The organism is Streptomyces sp. RPT161 (assembly GCF_027533845.1).
Lineage (GTDB): Bacteria > Actinomycetota > Actinomycetes > Streptomycetales > Streptomycetaceae > Streptantibioticus_A > Streptantibioticus_A silvisoli_A.
The window spans coordinates 90,841-105,345 of the sequence record NZ_JAPZVN010000011.1 but is presented as its reverse complement, the minus strand read 5'-3'; the positions used below and the strand labels follow the sequence as shown (position 1 = coordinate 105,345).

Here is a 14,505-nt window from a genome sequence, read left to right as displayed (position 1 = left end):
GCTCTCCCCTCGCTCAGGGCCACATCCACGCTCGGCACGAACAAGTGCACCAGCTCGCCCGGTTCGCAGTCGTCAGACGCCAGCCTTCCGCCTGGGTGCGCTGCCGCCAGAATTCGCGTACCTGCCGCCCGCCGCCAGCAGTTCAGGATGCGTGCCGCGCTCGGTGATCCGGCCGTCTTCCAGGACGAGGATCTGGTCGGCGGCCTGGACGGTACGAGGTCTGTGCGCGATCACCAGCAGCGCTTTCCGCCCGGCCAGGGCGGGGCACGGTCGCGTCCACGACGCTCTCGTTCTCCGGATCCAGCGCGGCAGTGGCCTCGTCGAGTACGAGGGTCGGTGCGTCCTTCAGGATCGCGCGAGCCACGGAGATACGTTGCCGCTGGCCACCGGAGAGCGCTTTCGCCGACACGGGTGTCCCAGCCGTCCGGCAGCTCGGCCACCACGCCGTCGAGGCCTGCGAGACCGGCCGCGTGACGCAGTTGTTCGTCGGTGGCCTCGGGACTGCCGAGCCGGGCCAGCAGCATTGCCACCGTCCTGCCCGCACCGGACGGGCCGCACACCGTAGGCGGCGATGGCCCTGGCATGGCGGACCGCGCCAGCGGCCGTATCGCGATCGGTCCGCGCGGGCGCGCCCATACCGCGAGAAGTGCGGGGCACGTGAGCCCACTTAACCGGGCCCTGAGGCCGGATCGCCAATGTCCTGGGCGTATTCTCCGGCCGTGTCGGCCCGACATCACGCGAGGCCGCCCCGACGTCTCGCCGCGCCCCGGGCGTGAGGCCGAGCGCTGTGCCAGACGGGGCCAGGCCCTATTCATGCTTTTCTCATAGACAGTTGTTAGCTTGCGCAATCCTGCAACCTTTGGGCAAGGCTGCTCGTCTGGTTGACCGAGGTTGCACGGGGCCGCACGCCGTCCGTGCGCCCCGGTCCGCACGGACACCCGCCGGAACGGCCCGGCGCAAACCGCATAAGGGTGAGGGATGACCGCATCGCACAGCCGGGGGGCTTCGGAAGTGGACGACGCCGTCCCGGCCGGCACACGGCCGGGCCGACGGGCCGCACGAGCACAGGATGCGTCGCGAGCCGGACGCCGGGCATCCGGTCGCAGGGCGGCCGGCCGTGGCCGCGACCGGTCGCGGCGCAGGAAGCGCAGAGTAGGCAAGACCATCGCGATCACCGCGTCCGCACTCGTGCTGATCGTGGCCGCGACGGGCGCGGTGCTCTACGAGCACCTGAACGGCAACATCAAGAGCGTGGCGATATCCGGCGCCGGGACGGAGAAGGCGGATGCGTTCGGGCGCACGCCGATCAATGTCCTGGTGATCGGTTCCGACACGCGTTCCTCGGCGCAGGACTGCCAGCTCGGTGGCGATTGTGGCGGCGGTCCCAGCAATGCGGACGTCGAGATGGTCATGCACGTCTCCGCCGACCGCTCCAACGCCACGGTGATGAGCGTGCCCCGCGACACAGTGACCCAGCTGCCGGCATGCAAGGACCCGAGCACCGGCAAGGCGGTGCCCGCCCAGACCGGCATGGTCAACAGCGCGCTCGCGTACGGACCTGCCTGCCAGGTCGCGGCCGTCCACCAGCTCACCGGGATCCCGATCGACCACTTCATGATGATCGACTTCGGGGGTGTGGTGAGCATGTCGGACGCCATCGGCGGCGTTCCGATCTGCGTCGACAACAACGTCTACGACACCTACTCGCACCTGAAGCTGGCCAAGGGCACGCACACGCTCAAGGGCGTCTCCGCGCTGGAGTTCCTGCGCTCCCGGCACGGCTTCGGCGACGGCAGCGACCTCGGGCGTACCGTCGCCCAGCACATGTACCTGTCGTCCATGGTCCGTACCCTCAAGAGCGCGGGCACGCTGACCGACCCCTCGGCCCTGTACGGGCTGGCGGACGCGGCGACCAAGGCGCTGACCGTCGACGACGGGTTGAACAGCATCACCAAACTCCTCGGTCTGGCCAACGACTTGAACAAGGTGCCGTCCAACCGGATCACCTTCGCCACCATGCAGACCATGCAGGACCCGACCGACAAGAACCGGGTGGTGATGTCCCCTGCCGCGCACAACCTGCTGAACGCGATCAGCAACGACCAGTCCCTGACGACGAGCAGCGGCGGCAAGTCGGCCGCGGACGCCCAGGCGACCTCGACGGCCACCGCCACTCCCAGCCCCACGCAGGCCGCCATCCCCGACTCCCAGATCACCGTCCGGGTGAACAACGCCAGCGGCATCACCGGCCGGGCATCCGACATCGCTCAGTACCTCATCAACCAGGGCTTCAGTTCCGACAGCGGATCCCGCAACGCCCCCGCCCCGGCCGCGACCACCTCGATCCACTACGCGTCCGGCCAGCAGGCCGAGGCCCAGGCCGTCGCCCGCGCGCTGCGGATACCCAGCAGCCGCCTGCGGGAGGACAGCAGCGTCAGCAACGTCACCGTCGTCGTCGGCAGCGACTGGAGCAGCGGCACCACCTTCGCAGCCGGAGGAGGCGGCTCGTCGAAACCGGCCCCGGCCGACACCAAGGCCGCCGTCGCCGGAGCCAACGCCCAGACCGGCGATCAGAAGGAGTGCGCACAGGTCAGCACCTACGCCACGGTGGAAGTCAACGGCGTCGCCATGACACCGACCCAGGCCTACGCCGACAGCCCCAACGTCCGTGACTCGGCACCCTGACCAGCTCTGACAACGACGCCCGCCAGGTGCCGTCCGGCAGGGCTGAGCGCACGTACAGCGCACAAGACCACGGTGGAAGGAAACCGGGACAGATGACAGCAGCCGGTGGGAGAGGCGAGGATCCGCCGACTCAGGCCTTGGAGATGGCCGCTGCCGCCTTCGCCATGCTGAGCTCCGCCGTGCGGCTGCACATCGTGTGGGCGCTCACCCAGCGAGAGTGCGGTGTGTCCGAGCTGACCCGCCGAGTGGGCTGCACCCCACAGGCGGTCAGCCAGCACCTGGCGAAACTCAAGCTCGCCGGGATCGTGCGGGTGCGCCGCGAAGGCCGCAACCACGTCTACGCACTCAGCGATCGCTCCATCGACGCGATGGCGGTCCTGATGATCGAACGGTTCTCCCCCCACCCGGCAGCGGAACCGGCCGGGCCGCCTTGGACGGCCCCGCTCGTGAAATCCCTGGGCCGACGCACGGGTTGACCTCCTAACGACCCGTCCGACAGTGCCCAAAACACCACGCGCCAGAGCCGTTGTCTGTCCCTTCTCTTGGACAGGGGACCATCAGGACGCGCGGCCTGTTTGCGTGGGCGGCCAGTACAGACAGACCCAGCCGTGGCCGACGGTGCGGCAGGCAACCGCACAGGGCGAGGTGATGCGGCGATTGCCCAGGAACGGCCTTGTTTTCATGGCGATTTCATGGAACCTCCTAGGCTCGTGGAACGGGGACCGCAACCATCCTGCGGCGATTTCCACGTCAAAGCTCATCAGGAAGCGGGAGGCGTACCCCGGATCCACGAAGGATCGCTGCCCGCGACAGGACGTTCACAGGCCAATCACAGAAGGTCGAGATGCCAAGACATCACAGACGTGCCCGCCACCTCATAGCGGCACTGTTCATCGCCCTGTTAGTGCTCGTCACCGGCGCTGGCGCAAGCTACGCGGCCCAAGCGGGCGGCGCGACTGCTCACGCGGCGCCCGCGGCCGACGATGACGCGTGGACGTTCGCCACCGCCAACGGCCGGATGCTGGACGTGCAGAACGGGACCCGGGACGACGGCGCCATCATCGTCGCGAACAACACACCCGGTTACGCCCAGAGTTGGCGCCTCATCTCCCTGGGGCACGGCGAGTTCCAGGTCGCCAACAACACCACCGGCAAGTGCTTGTACTCCACCGTTCCCCTGCGCCAGCAGGCGTGCGGGAAGCCGGGCGAGGAGTGGCACTTCCGCCCGGTGACCGGCAAGGCGAACACGTTCACGCTGGTGCGTACCGACAACAACTACTGCCTCGACATCATCCTCGGTGCCTCCTACTCGGACGCCTGGACGCAGCCATACGGCTGTAACGGCACCTCGGCGCAGGAGTGGTCCGTCCCGGCATCGAAGACGCCGGAAGCGATGAAACTCGCCATCGAGTACTACCAGAACCTGTGCTCCACCAACACCTCCACCTGCACCTGGACGGAGACGTCGGAAGGCGCCCCGGAGGCGCTGCCAAGGGAGAAGGCGTCATCGGTGTGGTACAACGACACCTCCGACACCGTGCACCAGGTCTTCACCACGATCTACCACAGCGGATGGTCGCAGAGCATTTCCGCCGGCGTCTCCACCTCCGTGGGTGTCTCCGCTCCGGTGCAGGCCATGATCTCCTCGCAGTTGCAGTCGACCACCGTCTACCAGTCCGACGACACCACGATCAACGGCGTGATGGTCACGGTCCCGCCCAAGCAGTACGGCTGGGTCGACTTCGCGACGGTGGCGAAGAAGGTGACCGGAACGTGGACCTTCGACCTCGGCAACTTCCCGTGGAAGGCGGACGGCACCGTTACGGTTCCGGTCGTCAACTCCCCGGCCGGGTCGACGATGTACATCGCCCACACCGGCCCGACCCCGCCCAGCGCATGAAAGAGGGAGGACTCTGATGACGCCGCGTCTGCGTGCCCTGTCCGCTGTCGTCTGCGCCCTCGCCGCATCCGCGTCCCTCACCACGACCGCCCACGCGGACTCCCAGGGCGCCGACAAATGGGCGGTCACTGTCACCCGTACGTTCGCCCCGCCGCCCGGTACCCACGTCGCGCCCTACGGCTACGGGGCGAAGGTCACCGATGACGCGGGACGCACCCTCGGCACCGTAGTGCCGGGAGAGGTGGAGGACACCAGCGGCAACATCCACCTCATCACCTGGTCCGTCACCGGCAACACGGTCGTGCAGACGATTCAGGGTGCGCCGCCAGGGGGCAGTATCGAGGGGACGATGAGCCCGGGGACCACCTCCCTCGCCGCTCCGGCGTCGCTGCTTCCGCGCGCTGCCAACGATGACGATCCGAAGGCGAAGTGGCGCAAATGCATGAATCAGCAGGTGATCGAGGGAGCGCTCCTGGGAGGTGTCGCCACCATTGAGACGGGAGGGGAAGGCGCGGCGTTGGGCGCGTTCGGCGGACTGATGCTCGGGTTCGGCAAGTGCGGGCTACACCCCTAGCCGCCAGGTGATGTCCTTTCCCAGCAGCGTGCTCGCGGGGGAAGAGAGGGAAAGGCCGACAACGGGGTCGGGTGGGCCGGGGGGTAACTCCCCCGCACCGCCCGACCCTTGCCTTTGGCTTTTGGCGTCCGCCATGGCGACCGTGACCCGTAGCGCCGCGCGGCACCTCGCGTGGTCGGTCACAGGATCGAAGCCGCCCATGCCACGCCTCCTGACATCCGACGGCCCCGCACTTCAGCGCCGCTGGTCCGCCGAGGACAGTGCCCCGCGGACGGGACGGAGGGCGGGAGGCGAGCCGGGGTCGCGCCGTTTTCGTCGCGCGACGAGGACTGACGAGGCCGAGGGTGTGGTCAGCGTCGGCGGTTTTCCGGTGACCGCGCGGGGAACCCGCGCAGTAGATAGGCACACACGAGAGCGAGAGGATCGGTCATGGCGACTGGTGAGACGGGTTTCGGTGACCTCTTCTACGACCTGGTGTCCGTGCAGTACCACTCGCTGAAAGCGGGGCACGACTACGGACAGTACGTGCGGGATGCCGAGAACGCCGGCAAGAAGGAGATCGCGGACTTCTTCCGCCAGGTGATGCAGGAGGACTCTCAGCGAGCGGCGACCTGCCACCGCTACCTGAAGGCACTGTCCGGCACCGCGGAGGGTGGACCGGCCACGACCTGAGCCCGAGGCCGGCCGCCCGTGCGGTCCGCCCCCGCTACGGCACGCGTGGGGCGGCGGCCGTGCGGTGGGTGAGGACGCCCAGCATCACCAAGCTCACCGCCGCGATCACCACATAGCCGGTCAGCGTGCCGATGCTGTCCCAGGCCGTGTGCAGCAGCACGGCAACCACGAAGACCAGCAGGAAGCGCAGCCAGCGGCCGGTGAGCCGGGCCGTCCACAATGCGGCGGCAGTCGCCCCCGTCCAGGCCATATGCCCGGCTGGCGCCAGCAGCCCCCGCAGCACCAGGATGTCCTCCAGCGCCGTGACGCTGCCGTGGCTGCGCACCAGCGCGACGAAGGCGTAGCCCATGGTCTCCAGCGCCGCGAAGCCGGCTCCCGAGGCGACGCCGATCAGCACCCCGTCCGCGGGCTGGCGGTAGCGGGTGAGCAGCAGCACGGCGAGCGGCACCAGCAGCTTCGCGGCCTCCTCGATCACCGCGACCGCAAGCATCGGCAGCACGCCCAGCCGCAGCAGCGTGTGGTACTCCAAGAAGCCTGCCACCACCGTGCCGACCACCCCGCCCAGCAGGGCGGTAACGAACACCACGGTCGGCGGTACGTCGTAGGGCAACCGCCGCTCCGCCACGAAGAGCACGAACGCCGTCGGCACCACTGCGGCGCCGAGCAGGATCACCGAGGGCACGAAGTTGGGGTTCGCCGTGTCCACCATGGCCCGTTCGTCCGCGATGAACAGCACCGTCCCGATCACCAGGGCGCCCAGCCAACCCAGGCGTGCAACAGTCATCCGCGCCACCTCCCGTCCGCCACCGCCCAGCCGGGCCCGCCACTCAGCGCTTCTACCCCGAAGCGGGGGTGCGACGCGTCGTAGCGGGTGAGCGGCGGCGACTGCGGGACATGCGGCACCGGCCGACCGGGCTGGTCCGCGGGAACATGAGTGCCTGGCACGCTCCGGTCACCATGCCCGGCGCACCGGGCGTCAGGTGTGCAGGATGCTGTTGCGGCCGTCGTGGCTGTCGGCGTCGTCCTCGTCGAACCAGTAGTCGCCGTGCGCGAGGTAGCGGAAGCCCACCTGCTGGCCGACCGGCAAGGTGACCTTGACCGCGCGGCTACCGTCCGGTCGCGGCATCAGCGCGTGGGTGCCGGGCCGCCAGTCGTTGAAGTCACCGACCACACTGACCTCTCCCGCCGGATGGTCGGCGGGAAGGACGAAGGTGACCTCGGTGTGCTTCTTGTTCCGGGTGCGCTCCAACATCGGGATCACTCCTTGGGCGTTCGGGTGGGGCATGCCAGCCGATCCTCGCCCGCGCGGGCGTCCAACGCGCGTGGCACTCGACCACACGGGTCCCGCTGTCAACCGTCCGGCCGCATCACTCCCCCTGCGGGTCGCCGCCACTACGCGGCGAGCCCTACCTCGATCAGCCGTCTCAGCCCATCGCTCACCGCCCCACGACTGCGGCGGAGCTGGCACCGTTATGCGCACCGAGGCGGGCCCCGGCCAGCGCCAGCGCGATCAGGCGGGTACGGGAGTTCCTCAGCGGGAGTTCCTCAGCATCGCCCGGACCAGTTTGCGACGCTTGCCCAGCACCGTCAGCCCGATGGCCATGTTCGCTGTGCCCAGTGCGTCCACGGCCGCGCGGGACCGCAGAGCAAATGGAGGTTCTGCGCGGAAGCTGTACCCGTTCGTGCGGTCCGCTGCGAGGCGACCGCTGTGATCAGTAGCCTGGTGTTTGACCACCTGTAAGGGGAATCAATGCGGAGATCGCTTCTCCTGGCCGCCGGAGTGACGGTACTGGTAGCTGTTGTCGCCGGGGTGTTCACAGGAATTCACGGTGCCGTGCACGGCGCGGGCAGATCGTCGGGGCCACTGGCTTCCGACAAAGCGGCGGTGGCCCAATCACAGCAGTCCGTCGAGCCGTTGGGAAAGCAGGGCGCACAGTACCCGTGGATGATCCGGCTGCAGCATTCCGGAAATGCCAACGGAACGATCATCGCCACCTACACCAGCTATGTCGACCACCGCGCTGAGGACCCGGTCTTCGCGAGCACCAACGAAGGCAGGACCTTCTCCCGCATCGCGACGCTCGCCCCCGGGGCGACGTCGAAGAACCTGTGCTGCACCAGTCTGTTCGAACTGCCCCGCCAAATCGGAGCGTTGCCCGCCGGCACCCTGCTGTGGGCGGGTGCCAAGAACGCCAACGCACGTCCCATGTCGCTTCCGGTTTGGCGTAGCGAGGACCACGGCCACAGCTGGACCTTGCTGTCCACTGCCTACACGTCGCCGAACCAGGGGGGCGTGTGGGAACCGTCGTTCTCCGTCGACGCCTCCGGACAGCTGATCTGCTACTTCTCAGACGAATCCGACACCGCCCACAGCCAGTTGCTGGCACGGACCGTTTCCACGGACGGTGTCCACTGGGGACCGAAACAGCAGGTGGTGGCACTGCCTGATCACTCTGCCCGCCCTGGAATGGCGGTGGTTCATCGGCTTCCCAGCGGCCAGTACTTCATGACCTACGAACTGTGCAGCACCCAGGGCCCAGACTGTCCGGTGCGTTACCGGGTCTCCGCCGACGGTAGCGACTGGGGAAACCCGGCCACGCCCGGCGCCGAGGTCGTCGGACCGAATGGCCGGATTCCGGAGCACACGCCGAAATTCACGGTCACCCCGGACGGACGGATCCTGCTGGCCAGCCTGGCCTATGACAACCCCGACGGTTCGCCGGCCCCCGGCAACGGTGCGGTACTGCTGGTCAACGGCTCGGCAGGTGCGGGTTCATGGTCGGTGATCCCAGCTCCCGTTTCGGCTCCCGAAAACAACCGGAAGGTGGGCCCGTGCACCAACTACAGCCCTGCGCTGCTCCCGGTCGGCAACAACGGGAATCAGGTCCTGGAGATCACCACGCGTGATGAGGCCGGGATTTGCAGGGCCTACTACGGCACAGGGGCATCCAGCCGATAGACCGCGCCCGCAGCCCGCTGCACAAGCGTCGCACGGGCGATGACGCTCGTCATGCCGCAGTGTCCGAGCGGCGGTGACCGGTGGTTCGCACGGCTACTGCGCGAGGTCGATGCCGTACTCGCGATGGCGGCGCGTTTGCTGCCCATCATCGCCTCGGCGGCGGCGGCGAGCAGCGCTGCCTGATCCGGGGCGGAGAGGACCTGGCGGGCGTGGTCGTTCATCATCACCACGTCGTTGTTGAGGGCGAGCACGATGCCGCTGCTTTGCCGGCAGGCCCGCAGGTACTCCTGGAAGAGTGCGAACTCACGCAGACCGGTCAGCGTGGTGAGAGGCGTTCGCCTCCCCCTCAGCGGGCGAAGCGCACGTGAACTCCGAGCACTTCAGGACCGCCATGGCGTGGATGCCCGAGGTGATCGCGGAGAAGCCGGACATCATCCACGTCGAGACGACCGGCACCGAGTGGTCCGAAATGGCCGAACTCACCCCCAGGTGACGGCCTGCTGCGCCGCCACCGGCTTGGAACCCTCGGCGGCGAGCGCCTGTGCGTGGAAGAAGCGTCAGCAAGTGCGGGATTGGTGTTGTTGCTGAGGCCGACGGTGTCGGCCTCACCAGCGAACGAGGCTCAGGGCGCCCGGTACTCGGGGCGAACCGTGTGGTCCACGCTGGGGTGACCGTCCAGCCCTTCGGCCGTGCGGTTGACGGTGTAGTGCGCGATGAGCGGCAGTGAGCGGGACGAGCCGCCAACGGCGACTTCATAGGTTCCGTCCTGCACGGTGAACGCCTGCGCGCCGGAGTCCCAGTACGACAGTTCGCGCGGGCTCACCTTCAACGTGACGCGCCGGGTCTCACCGGGCCGCAGGGTGACCTTGCCGAAGGCGCCGAGTTCTCTCGGCGGCGAGGGCACGAAGGTGTGCGGCTTGCTCACGTAGACCTGCGGCGCCTCGGCGCCGGTGCGGGTGCCGGTGTTGGTGATGTCGAACGAGACCGTCACCGGGTCGCCGGAGGTGCCGCTGCGGTGGCCGAGGGCGAGGTGGGAGTAGGCGAACGAGGTGTACGACAGGCCGTATCCAAAGGGGAACAGCGGTGTGACGCCCCGCGCGTCGTACCAGCGGTACCCGACGTCGACGCCTTCGGAGTAGCTCTCCTCGCCGTTGACCCCGGGGTACTGCCGCGCGGTGTTGGCCGGGACATCGCGTTCGCGGGCGGGCCAGGTCTGCGGCAGTCTGCCCGAGGGACTGACGTCGCCGAACAGCAGGCGGGCGATGGCGGCGCCGCCGCGGGCGCCGGGATACCACGCCTCCAGCACGCCCGCGACCTTCGGCAGCCACGGCATCAGCGCCGGTGCTCCGGTCTCCAGGACCACCACGGTGCGTGCGTTGGCGGCGGCGACAGCGGAGATGAGCGCGTCCTGGTTGTCGGGCAGCGTGAGGCTGGTGCGATCGGAGCCTTCGGAGGAGCGGTCGCGTACGAAGACAAGCGCGGTTTTCGCCGCCTTCGCCGTGTTCGCGGCCTGGCTCAGGTCGGATCCGTCGGCGTAGGTCACCTTCACACCGCTGGCGGCGCGAGTGGTGATGGCGTCGTAGGCGTTGTCGACGGAGAGCGGGGTGACCTGACTGCTGCCGCCGCCCTGCGCGGAGTTCTTCGCTGTGGCTCCGATGACGGCGACGCTGCCCGCCCCGCCGGACAGCGGCAGGACGTCGTCGTTCTTGAGCAGGACCGCGCTGCGCTCCTCGACGCGTTGGGCGACGGCGTTGTCCGCGTTCTGGTCGATGGGTGAGGTCGCCGTGGTGTCGCGGTCGAAGAGCCCGAAGCGGAAGAGCACGGTGAGCGTCTCACGTACCCGGTCGTCGATCTGGGCGCGCGTGATCTTCCCGGCCGCGAGTGCGGCCTGTACGGCGGGCAGTGTCTCGTGGAAGCCCGTGGGCAACTCGACGTTGAGTCCGGCGGCCACGTCGGTGGTGTCGTGGGTGGCCGGGTAGTCGGAGACCACGTAACCGTCGAAGCCGAGCGCACCGCGCAGCGCGGTGGTCAGCGTCGCGGAGTTCGAGCACGAGTAGACGGTGTTGACCCGGTTGTAGGAGCACATCACCGAACCGGGGTGGCCGTCGGCGATGGCGATACCGAAGTTCTTCTCGTAGATCTCGTGCAGGGTGCGGTCGTCGATGTTCGCGGAGATCGTCTGGCGGCTGGTTTCCTGGTTGTTGGCGACGTAGTGCTTGACCGTGGCGATGACGCCCTTGCTCTGCACACCTCGGACGTATGAGCCCGCAATCGTGCCGGAGAGCAGTGGATCCTCGCTGAAGTACTCGAAGTTGCGCCCGTTGGTGGGTACCCGCGCGATGTTCATGCCCGGTCCGAAGAGTTGGTCCTGCCCGAGGTCGCGCGCCTCCGTGCCGACGACGCCGCCGTAGTCCCGCGCCACCGAGGGGTCGAAACTCGCGGCCTCGGAGATCGGTGCCGGCATCTCGGTCGCCTTCTGCCCGTTGCGTACGCCGGCCGGGCCGTCGGTCATCGTGACCCCGGGCACGCCAAGTCGGGGGATCGGCGGGAGGTATCCAACGGTTGGCACCGGAGAGAGGCTCTGGGCGACGCCGTGCAGCATGTTCACCTTGTCGGCCAGGGTCATCGCCGCCAGCAGTTCGTCCGCACGCCGTTGCGGGGGCTGGCCCGCGTTCCGCCAGGGCTGACCCGACGATGCCGATACGGGGACCGCCGGTGTCACCACCATCGCCATGGCCAGCGGGAGCGCCGCCGCGACGACCATCCCCAGGCGTCCGAGGACGCTCGCACCGGATTTCGGTCTGGACATGTCACCTACTTCTCCTCATGCGACGCATGATCAGTCGTTTCGGTGTCGTCCGGGTGCGAGGCGTCCTCCACGCGGCACCCGGACATCCGACCTTTCGGTTTCGGGAACCTAAGACGACACTGCGAGGACGTCAAGAGCGCCACTCATCGACCATCCCGCCACGACCCCATCGGCCGTCCGCGGGAGCCGCCTTGGCGGTCAGTGGGCCGGGGGTAACGCGATGTGGCCCGGGGCGGCTCCTGACGCTATGTCACACTCGGCCTGGAAGGCGGTTGATCCCGCAGCGCAAACGTGGAGCGACGATGGCCGAAGACTCACCGGCGGGACGAGAGAGAACCTACGTGGCCGTCATCGGCGCGGGGAACGCGTCGGCCGCCGAGAAGGAGGCGGCCGAGCGCATCGGCGCCCTGCTGGGGGAACGCGGCGTGGTGGTGGTCTGCGGCGGTCTCGGCGGGGTCATGGAGGCCGCGTGCCGGGGCGCCCAGAGCCGTGGCGGAACCGCCGTCGGATTACTGCCGGGTCGGGACCGGGCCGTCGGCAACTCCTATCTGACCGTCGCACTGCCGACCGGAATGGGCGAACTGCGCAACGGTCTGGTGGTGGCGGTCTGCGACGCGGTCATCGCGGTGGGCGGAAGCTGGGGCACGCTCAGCGAGATCTCGCTGGCGATGAGGACGGGGAAACCGACAGTGGTGTTGGACAGTTGGGACCTCAGGCCCGCACGACCGGCCGCCGTCGGTATGCCGACGGCGGCCGACTCGGCCGAGGAGGCGGTGGATCTGGCCCTGCGGATGGCCGATGGAGGCTCTGGGCAGGGCGCGGCCGGGTGACGGCTGGCCGACGCCCCACGCCCCGTCGCCGAGCGGCACCGCACCACCGTCGCCGAGGTGGTCATCGCCCGGCCCTGTCCTCCCCCGGCGTCACCGGGTTCACGCGCCGGTCCGTGCGCCTGTTTTCCGTCAGGGAAGCGCGGTGATCTCACCACCGTAGGCGCGAACGGTGACACCATGGTCATGGAAGGGCCTTACTGTTCAGGTCCCCATTCTGGCCGCTCGCGGCGGGACGCTCCGGGGACTCGGTCGACTCGGTCCGGGTGGCGGAATCGTGCTGTGCCGGGGAGGTGGCGGAATGCCGCAAGCGGCGGTGCTCGATGTGGGGTGCCACAGCGCTCTGCTCACTGTGGTGCGCTGGCGGCCGGGCGCGGTGCTGGAACCCGTCTTCTCGCACAAGGTGCGTCTGCGACTGCACGAGGCGCTCGACCGGAGGGGCTGCCTGGGCAGGGCCGGAGTTGAGAGTGTGCAGCGGGCGGTGGTCGAGGCGGTGACCGCGAACCCGCGTCTTCGCCCGCCGGACCTCTTCGCGTTCGCGACATCCGTGATCCGGGACGCTCCCAACCGGGACGAGGTCATCGCCCGGGTGGCCCGCCAGACAGGTACATGGCTACGCGTGCTGCCCGGCGAGGAGGAGGCGCGGCTGGCCTATGTGGCCGCCCGCAGGTGGGCGGGCGGCATGGCAGGGCCCATGCTGGTCCTGGACATCGGCGGCGGCACCGTGGAGCTGGCCTCAGGGACCGGCGACCGTCCCGACTTCGTGTGCTCGCTGCCGTTGGGAGCCCGCACGATCACCCGGGACTGGCTGACCGGCGCCGCCCTCCCGTCCACACGGCGCCTGGCCGAGGTCAAGCACTACCTGCGTCAGTCCCTCAGTGAGGCGCCCGACCTGCCGCGGGCCGTGGCAGGCGACCGTGTTCTCGCCTGCTCCAAAACCTTCGAGCAGCTAGCGCGGCTCGCCAACGCCCGGCGGGGCAGGCCGTCGCGCCGGGCCCGTCACCTGACGGCGCAACAACTGCGTTCCGCAATCTCACTGTTGGCCTCGATGGGCTTTGACCGCCGTGCCATGCTGCCCGGTATCTCACGGCACCGCGCCGGGCAGTCACTGGCGGGCGCGCTGGTGGCCGAGAGCCTGATGGAAGCGTGCGGGGTGGGGTACGTCGAGATCTGCCCCTGGTCCACCCGCGAGGGACTGCTGCTCGAACGCCTCGGCGTGACAGGCGACTCCCCTCGCGGCCACGATCCGCTCAGCTGAGCACGGGCCCCCGGAACGCCTTGCCGTGGCCCACCGCTGGCCGCGGGGAGCGTCGGCCCTCACCACCCGCCGAGTGGCTCCCCGAGGCGCAGCCCCGAGGCGCGCACCCACTCGTCCTCGACGTGGTGGTTACGCGTACCGATCGACACGTAGACGCAGAACGCTCCCGGCTGGGGCTCGGAGTACTGCCACTTCCAGGCGCCGTTGAGGCAGAGTTGCACCCCGCACAGCTTGCCGTGCGGCAGCCCCCGCAGCGGGCACTCCCACTGCACGTCCAAGGTCAGCGGTCCCAGGTCCGCCACCATGGCGTCCACGTCCGCCTCTGTGCACTCCTCGAACCGGAACACCCCCGTCACGCCGAGCATGATCCTCCGCGAGGCGAGCAGCGGCCACAAGTCCACCAGCCCCGCGCGCAGTTCGGCATCGATCGTGTCGCCGAATTGGGAGGGCACAGCATGGGGAATTCCGTGGCGATTCAGCTCCGCCCGGACCGCCGCGACATCCGAAGTCGAGAACCCGGCGATCCGAGCCGTGCGGAAACGCTGGACGGCATAGCGGAGTTACTCGGCGCTGACCACTTCCCCGAGTTCCACCCAGGGGTCGTCGGGCTCCCGGGAGCCATGGTCACGCAGCAGCTCGCGGGCCCGGGCCAAGGCGGACGCGGCATCCGGCATTGGCTCCAGGACGGGATAGCGGAAGGAGGCACCCATAGACGTTCAATGCTCCCAGACACACCTCGTCGGTGCCCGCGAGCCAGCTGGGGCGGACAGACGGCGAGGCTCCGCTTCAGCTCTTGGCGATTTCGCTGACAGCGTGGCCGG

The 14,505-nt window shown here is 69.0% G+C and carries 15 protein-coding genes and 1 pseudogene; 9 read left to right on the top strand and 7 right to left on the bottom strand.

Going from position 1 to position 14,505, the window contains the following annotated elements; translation table 11 throughout:
* Positions 1 to 13: 13 nt before the first annotated feature.
* Positions 14 to 512 (bottom strand): annotated as a pseudogene (locus O5O46_RS21885) (ATP-binding cassette domain-containing protein); the annotation flags it as partial.
* Between the two features lie 685 nt (positions 513 to 1,197).
* On the opposite strand from O5O46_RS21885, the gene O5O46_RS21880 reads away from it, so the two are divergent.
* The 5 genes from O5O46_RS21880 (at position 1,198) to O5O46_RS21860 (ending at position 5,831) form a co-directional block, all read left to right on the top strand.
* Entirely contained in the window at positions 1,198 to 2,685 is a 1,488-nt protein-coding gene (locus O5O46_RS21880; RefSeq protein ID WP_443072591.1) for an LCP family protein, read from the top strand.
* Between the two features lie 92 nt (positions 2,686 to 2,777).
* On the top strand, positions 2,778 to 3,161 hold the full coding sequence (locus O5O46_RS21875; protein ID WP_269857220.1) for an ArsR/SmtB family transcription factor: 384 nt from the start codon (positions 2,778 to 2,780) through the stop codon (positions 3,159 to 3,161).
* A 368-nt stretch (positions 3,162 to 3,529) separates the two neighbouring features.
* Positions 3,530 to 4,585 (top strand): RICIN domain-containing protein, encoded by a 1,056-nt coding sequence (locus O5O46_RS21870; RefSeq protein WP_269857219.1) that lies wholly within the window; start codon positions 3,530 to 3,532, stop codon positions 4,583 to 4,585.
* A gap of 16 nt (positions 4,586 to 4,601) precedes the next feature.
* Positions 4,602 to 5,159, top strand: a complete 558-nt coding sequence (locus O5O46_RS21865) for a hypothetical protein (protein WP_269857218.1) — start codon at positions 4,602 to 4,604, stop codon at positions 5,157 to 5,159.
* A gap of 429 nt (positions 5,160 to 5,588) precedes the next feature.
* Positions 5,589 to 5,831 (top strand): acyl carrier protein, encoded by a 243-nt coding sequence (locus O5O46_RS21860; protein ID WP_269857217.1) that lies wholly within the window; start codon positions 5,589 to 5,591, stop codon positions 5,829 to 5,831.
* 34 nt (positions 5,832 to 5,865) lie between these two features.
* On the opposite strand, the gene O5O46_RS21855 is transcribed toward O5O46_RS21860, so the two are convergent.
* Together O5O46_RS21855 and O5O46_RS21850 are read right to left on the bottom strand one after the other, a co-directional pair.
* Positions 5,866 to 6,615: a PrsW family glutamic-type intramembrane protease gene (locus O5O46_RS21855; RefSeq protein WP_269857216.1), complete on the bottom strand. Its 750-nt coding sequence runs from the start codon at positions 6,613 to 6,615 to the stop codon at positions 5,866 to 5,868.
* 192 nt (positions 6,616 to 6,807) lie between these two features.
* Positions 6,808 to 7,083, bottom strand: coding sequence for an isoamylase early set domain-containing protein (locus O5O46_RS21850; RefSeq protein WP_269857215.1), 276 nt, complete (start codon positions 7,081 to 7,083; stop codon positions 6,808 to 6,810).
* Between the two features lie 693 nt (positions 7,084 to 7,776).
* On the opposite strand from O5O46_RS21850, the gene O5O46_RS21845 reads away from it, so the two are divergent.
* Positions 7,777 to 8,790 (top strand): sialidase family protein, encoded by a 1,014-nt coding sequence (locus tag O5O46_RS21845; RefSeq protein WP_269857214.1) that lies wholly within the window; start codon positions 7,777 to 7,779, stop codon positions 8,788 to 8,790.
* Here O5O46_RS21845 and O5O46_RS21840 read toward each other — a convergent pair.
* Entirely contained in the window at positions 8,763 to 9,041 is a 279-nt protein-coding gene (locus tag O5O46_RS21840; protein WP_269857213.1) for a hypothetical protein, read from the bottom strand. The genes O5O46_RS21845 and O5O46_RS21840 overlap by 28 nt on opposite strands.
* A 113-nt stretch (positions 9,042 to 9,154) precedes the next feature.
* Between O5O46_RS21840 and O5O46_RS21835 the strand changes: the two genes are divergently transcribed.
* Complete coding sequence (locus tag O5O46_RS21835; RefSeq protein WP_269857212.1) at positions 9,155 to 9,283, top strand: hypothetical protein; 129 nt, start codon at positions 9,155 to 9,157, stop codon at positions 9,281 to 9,283.
* A gap of 129 nt (positions 9,284 to 9,412) precedes the next feature.
* Here the strand turns inward: O5O46_RS21835 and O5O46_RS21830 are convergent, their stop codons facing one another.
* Positions 9,413 to 11,599 (bottom strand): beta-glucosidase family protein, encoded by a 2,187-nt coding sequence (locus tag O5O46_RS21830; RefSeq protein ID WP_269857211.1) that lies wholly within the window; start codon positions 11,597 to 11,599, stop codon positions 9,413 to 9,415.
* Between the two features lie 302 nt (positions 11,600 to 11,901).
* Here O5O46_RS21830 and O5O46_RS21825 point away from each other — a divergent pair, with 302 nt between their 5' ends.
* Positions 11,902 to 12,429, top strand: a complete 528-nt coding sequence (locus O5O46_RS21825) for a TIGR00725 family protein (protein ID WP_269857210.1) — start codon at positions 11,902 to 11,904, stop codon at positions 12,427 to 12,429.
* 298 nt (positions 12,430 to 12,727) lie between these two features.
* A complete protein-coding gene (locus O5O46_RS21820) occupies positions 12,728 to 13,684 on the top strand; it encodes a Ppx/GppA phosphatase family protein (protein WP_269857209.1) in 957 nt (318 codons plus the stop codon).
* A 59-nt stretch (positions 13,685 to 13,743) separates the two neighbouring features.
* On the opposite strand, the gene O5O46_RS21815 is transcribed toward O5O46_RS21820, so the two are convergent.
* A complete protein-coding gene (locus tag O5O46_RS21815) occupies positions 13,744 to 14,136 on the bottom strand; it encodes a hypothetical protein (RefSeq protein ID WP_269857208.1) in 393 nt (130 codons plus the stop codon).
* A gap of 108 nt (positions 14,137 to 14,244) precedes the next feature.
* Positions 14,245 to 14,394: a hypothetical protein gene (locus O5O46_RS21810; RefSeq protein ID WP_269857207.1), complete on the bottom strand. Its 150-nt coding sequence runs from the start codon at positions 14,392 to 14,394 to the stop codon at positions 14,245 to 14,247.
* Positions 14,395 to 14,505 lie beyond the last annotated feature (111 nt).

Bases quoted from the DNA above. Each gene is read 5' to 3' on its own strand.
- O5O46_RS21875 (WP_269857220.1), top strand. From the start codon at position 2,778: ATGACAGCAGCCGGTGGGAGAGGCGAGGATCCGCCGACTCAGGCCTTG.
- O5O46_RS21850 (WP_269857215.1), bottom strand. From the start codon at position 7,083: ATGTTGGAGCGCACCCGGAACAAGAAGCACACCGAGGTCACCTTCGTC.
- O5O46_RS21865 (WP_269857218.1), top strand. From the start codon at position 4,602: ATGACGCCGCGTCTGCGTGCCCTGTCCGCTGTCGTCTGCGCCCTCGCC.
- O5O46_RS21870 (WP_269857219.1), top strand. From the start codon at position 3,530: ATGCCAAGACATCACAGACGTGCCCGCCACCTCATAGCGGCACTGTTC.
- O5O46_RS21860 (WP_269857217.1), top strand. From the start codon at position 5,589: ATGGCGACTGGTGAGACGGGTTTCGGTGACCTCTTCTACGACCTGGTG.
- O5O46_RS21820 (WP_269857209.1), top strand. From the start codon at position 12,728: ATGCCGCAAGCGGCGGTGCTCGATGTGGGGTGCCACAGCGCTCTGCTC.
- O5O46_RS21855 (WP_269857216.1), bottom strand. From the start codon at position 6,615: ATGACTGTTGCACGCCTGGGTTGGCTGGGCGCCCTGGTGATCGGGACG.
- O5O46_RS21830 (WP_269857211.1), bottom strand. From the start codon at position 11,599: ATGTCCAGACCGAAATCCGGTGCGAGCGTCCTCGGACGCCTGGGGATG.
- O5O46_RS21825 (WP_269857210.1), top strand. From the start codon at position 11,902: ATGGCCGAAGACTCACCGGCGGGACGAGAGAGAACCTACGTGGCCGTC.
- O5O46_RS21845 (WP_269857214.1), top strand. From the start codon at position 7,777: ATGATCCGGCTGCAGCATTCCGGAAATGCCAACGGAACGATCATCGCC.
- O5O46_RS21810 (WP_269857207.1), bottom strand. From the start codon at position 14,394: ATGGGTGCCTCCTTCCGCTATCCCGTCCTGGAGCCAATGCCGGATGCC.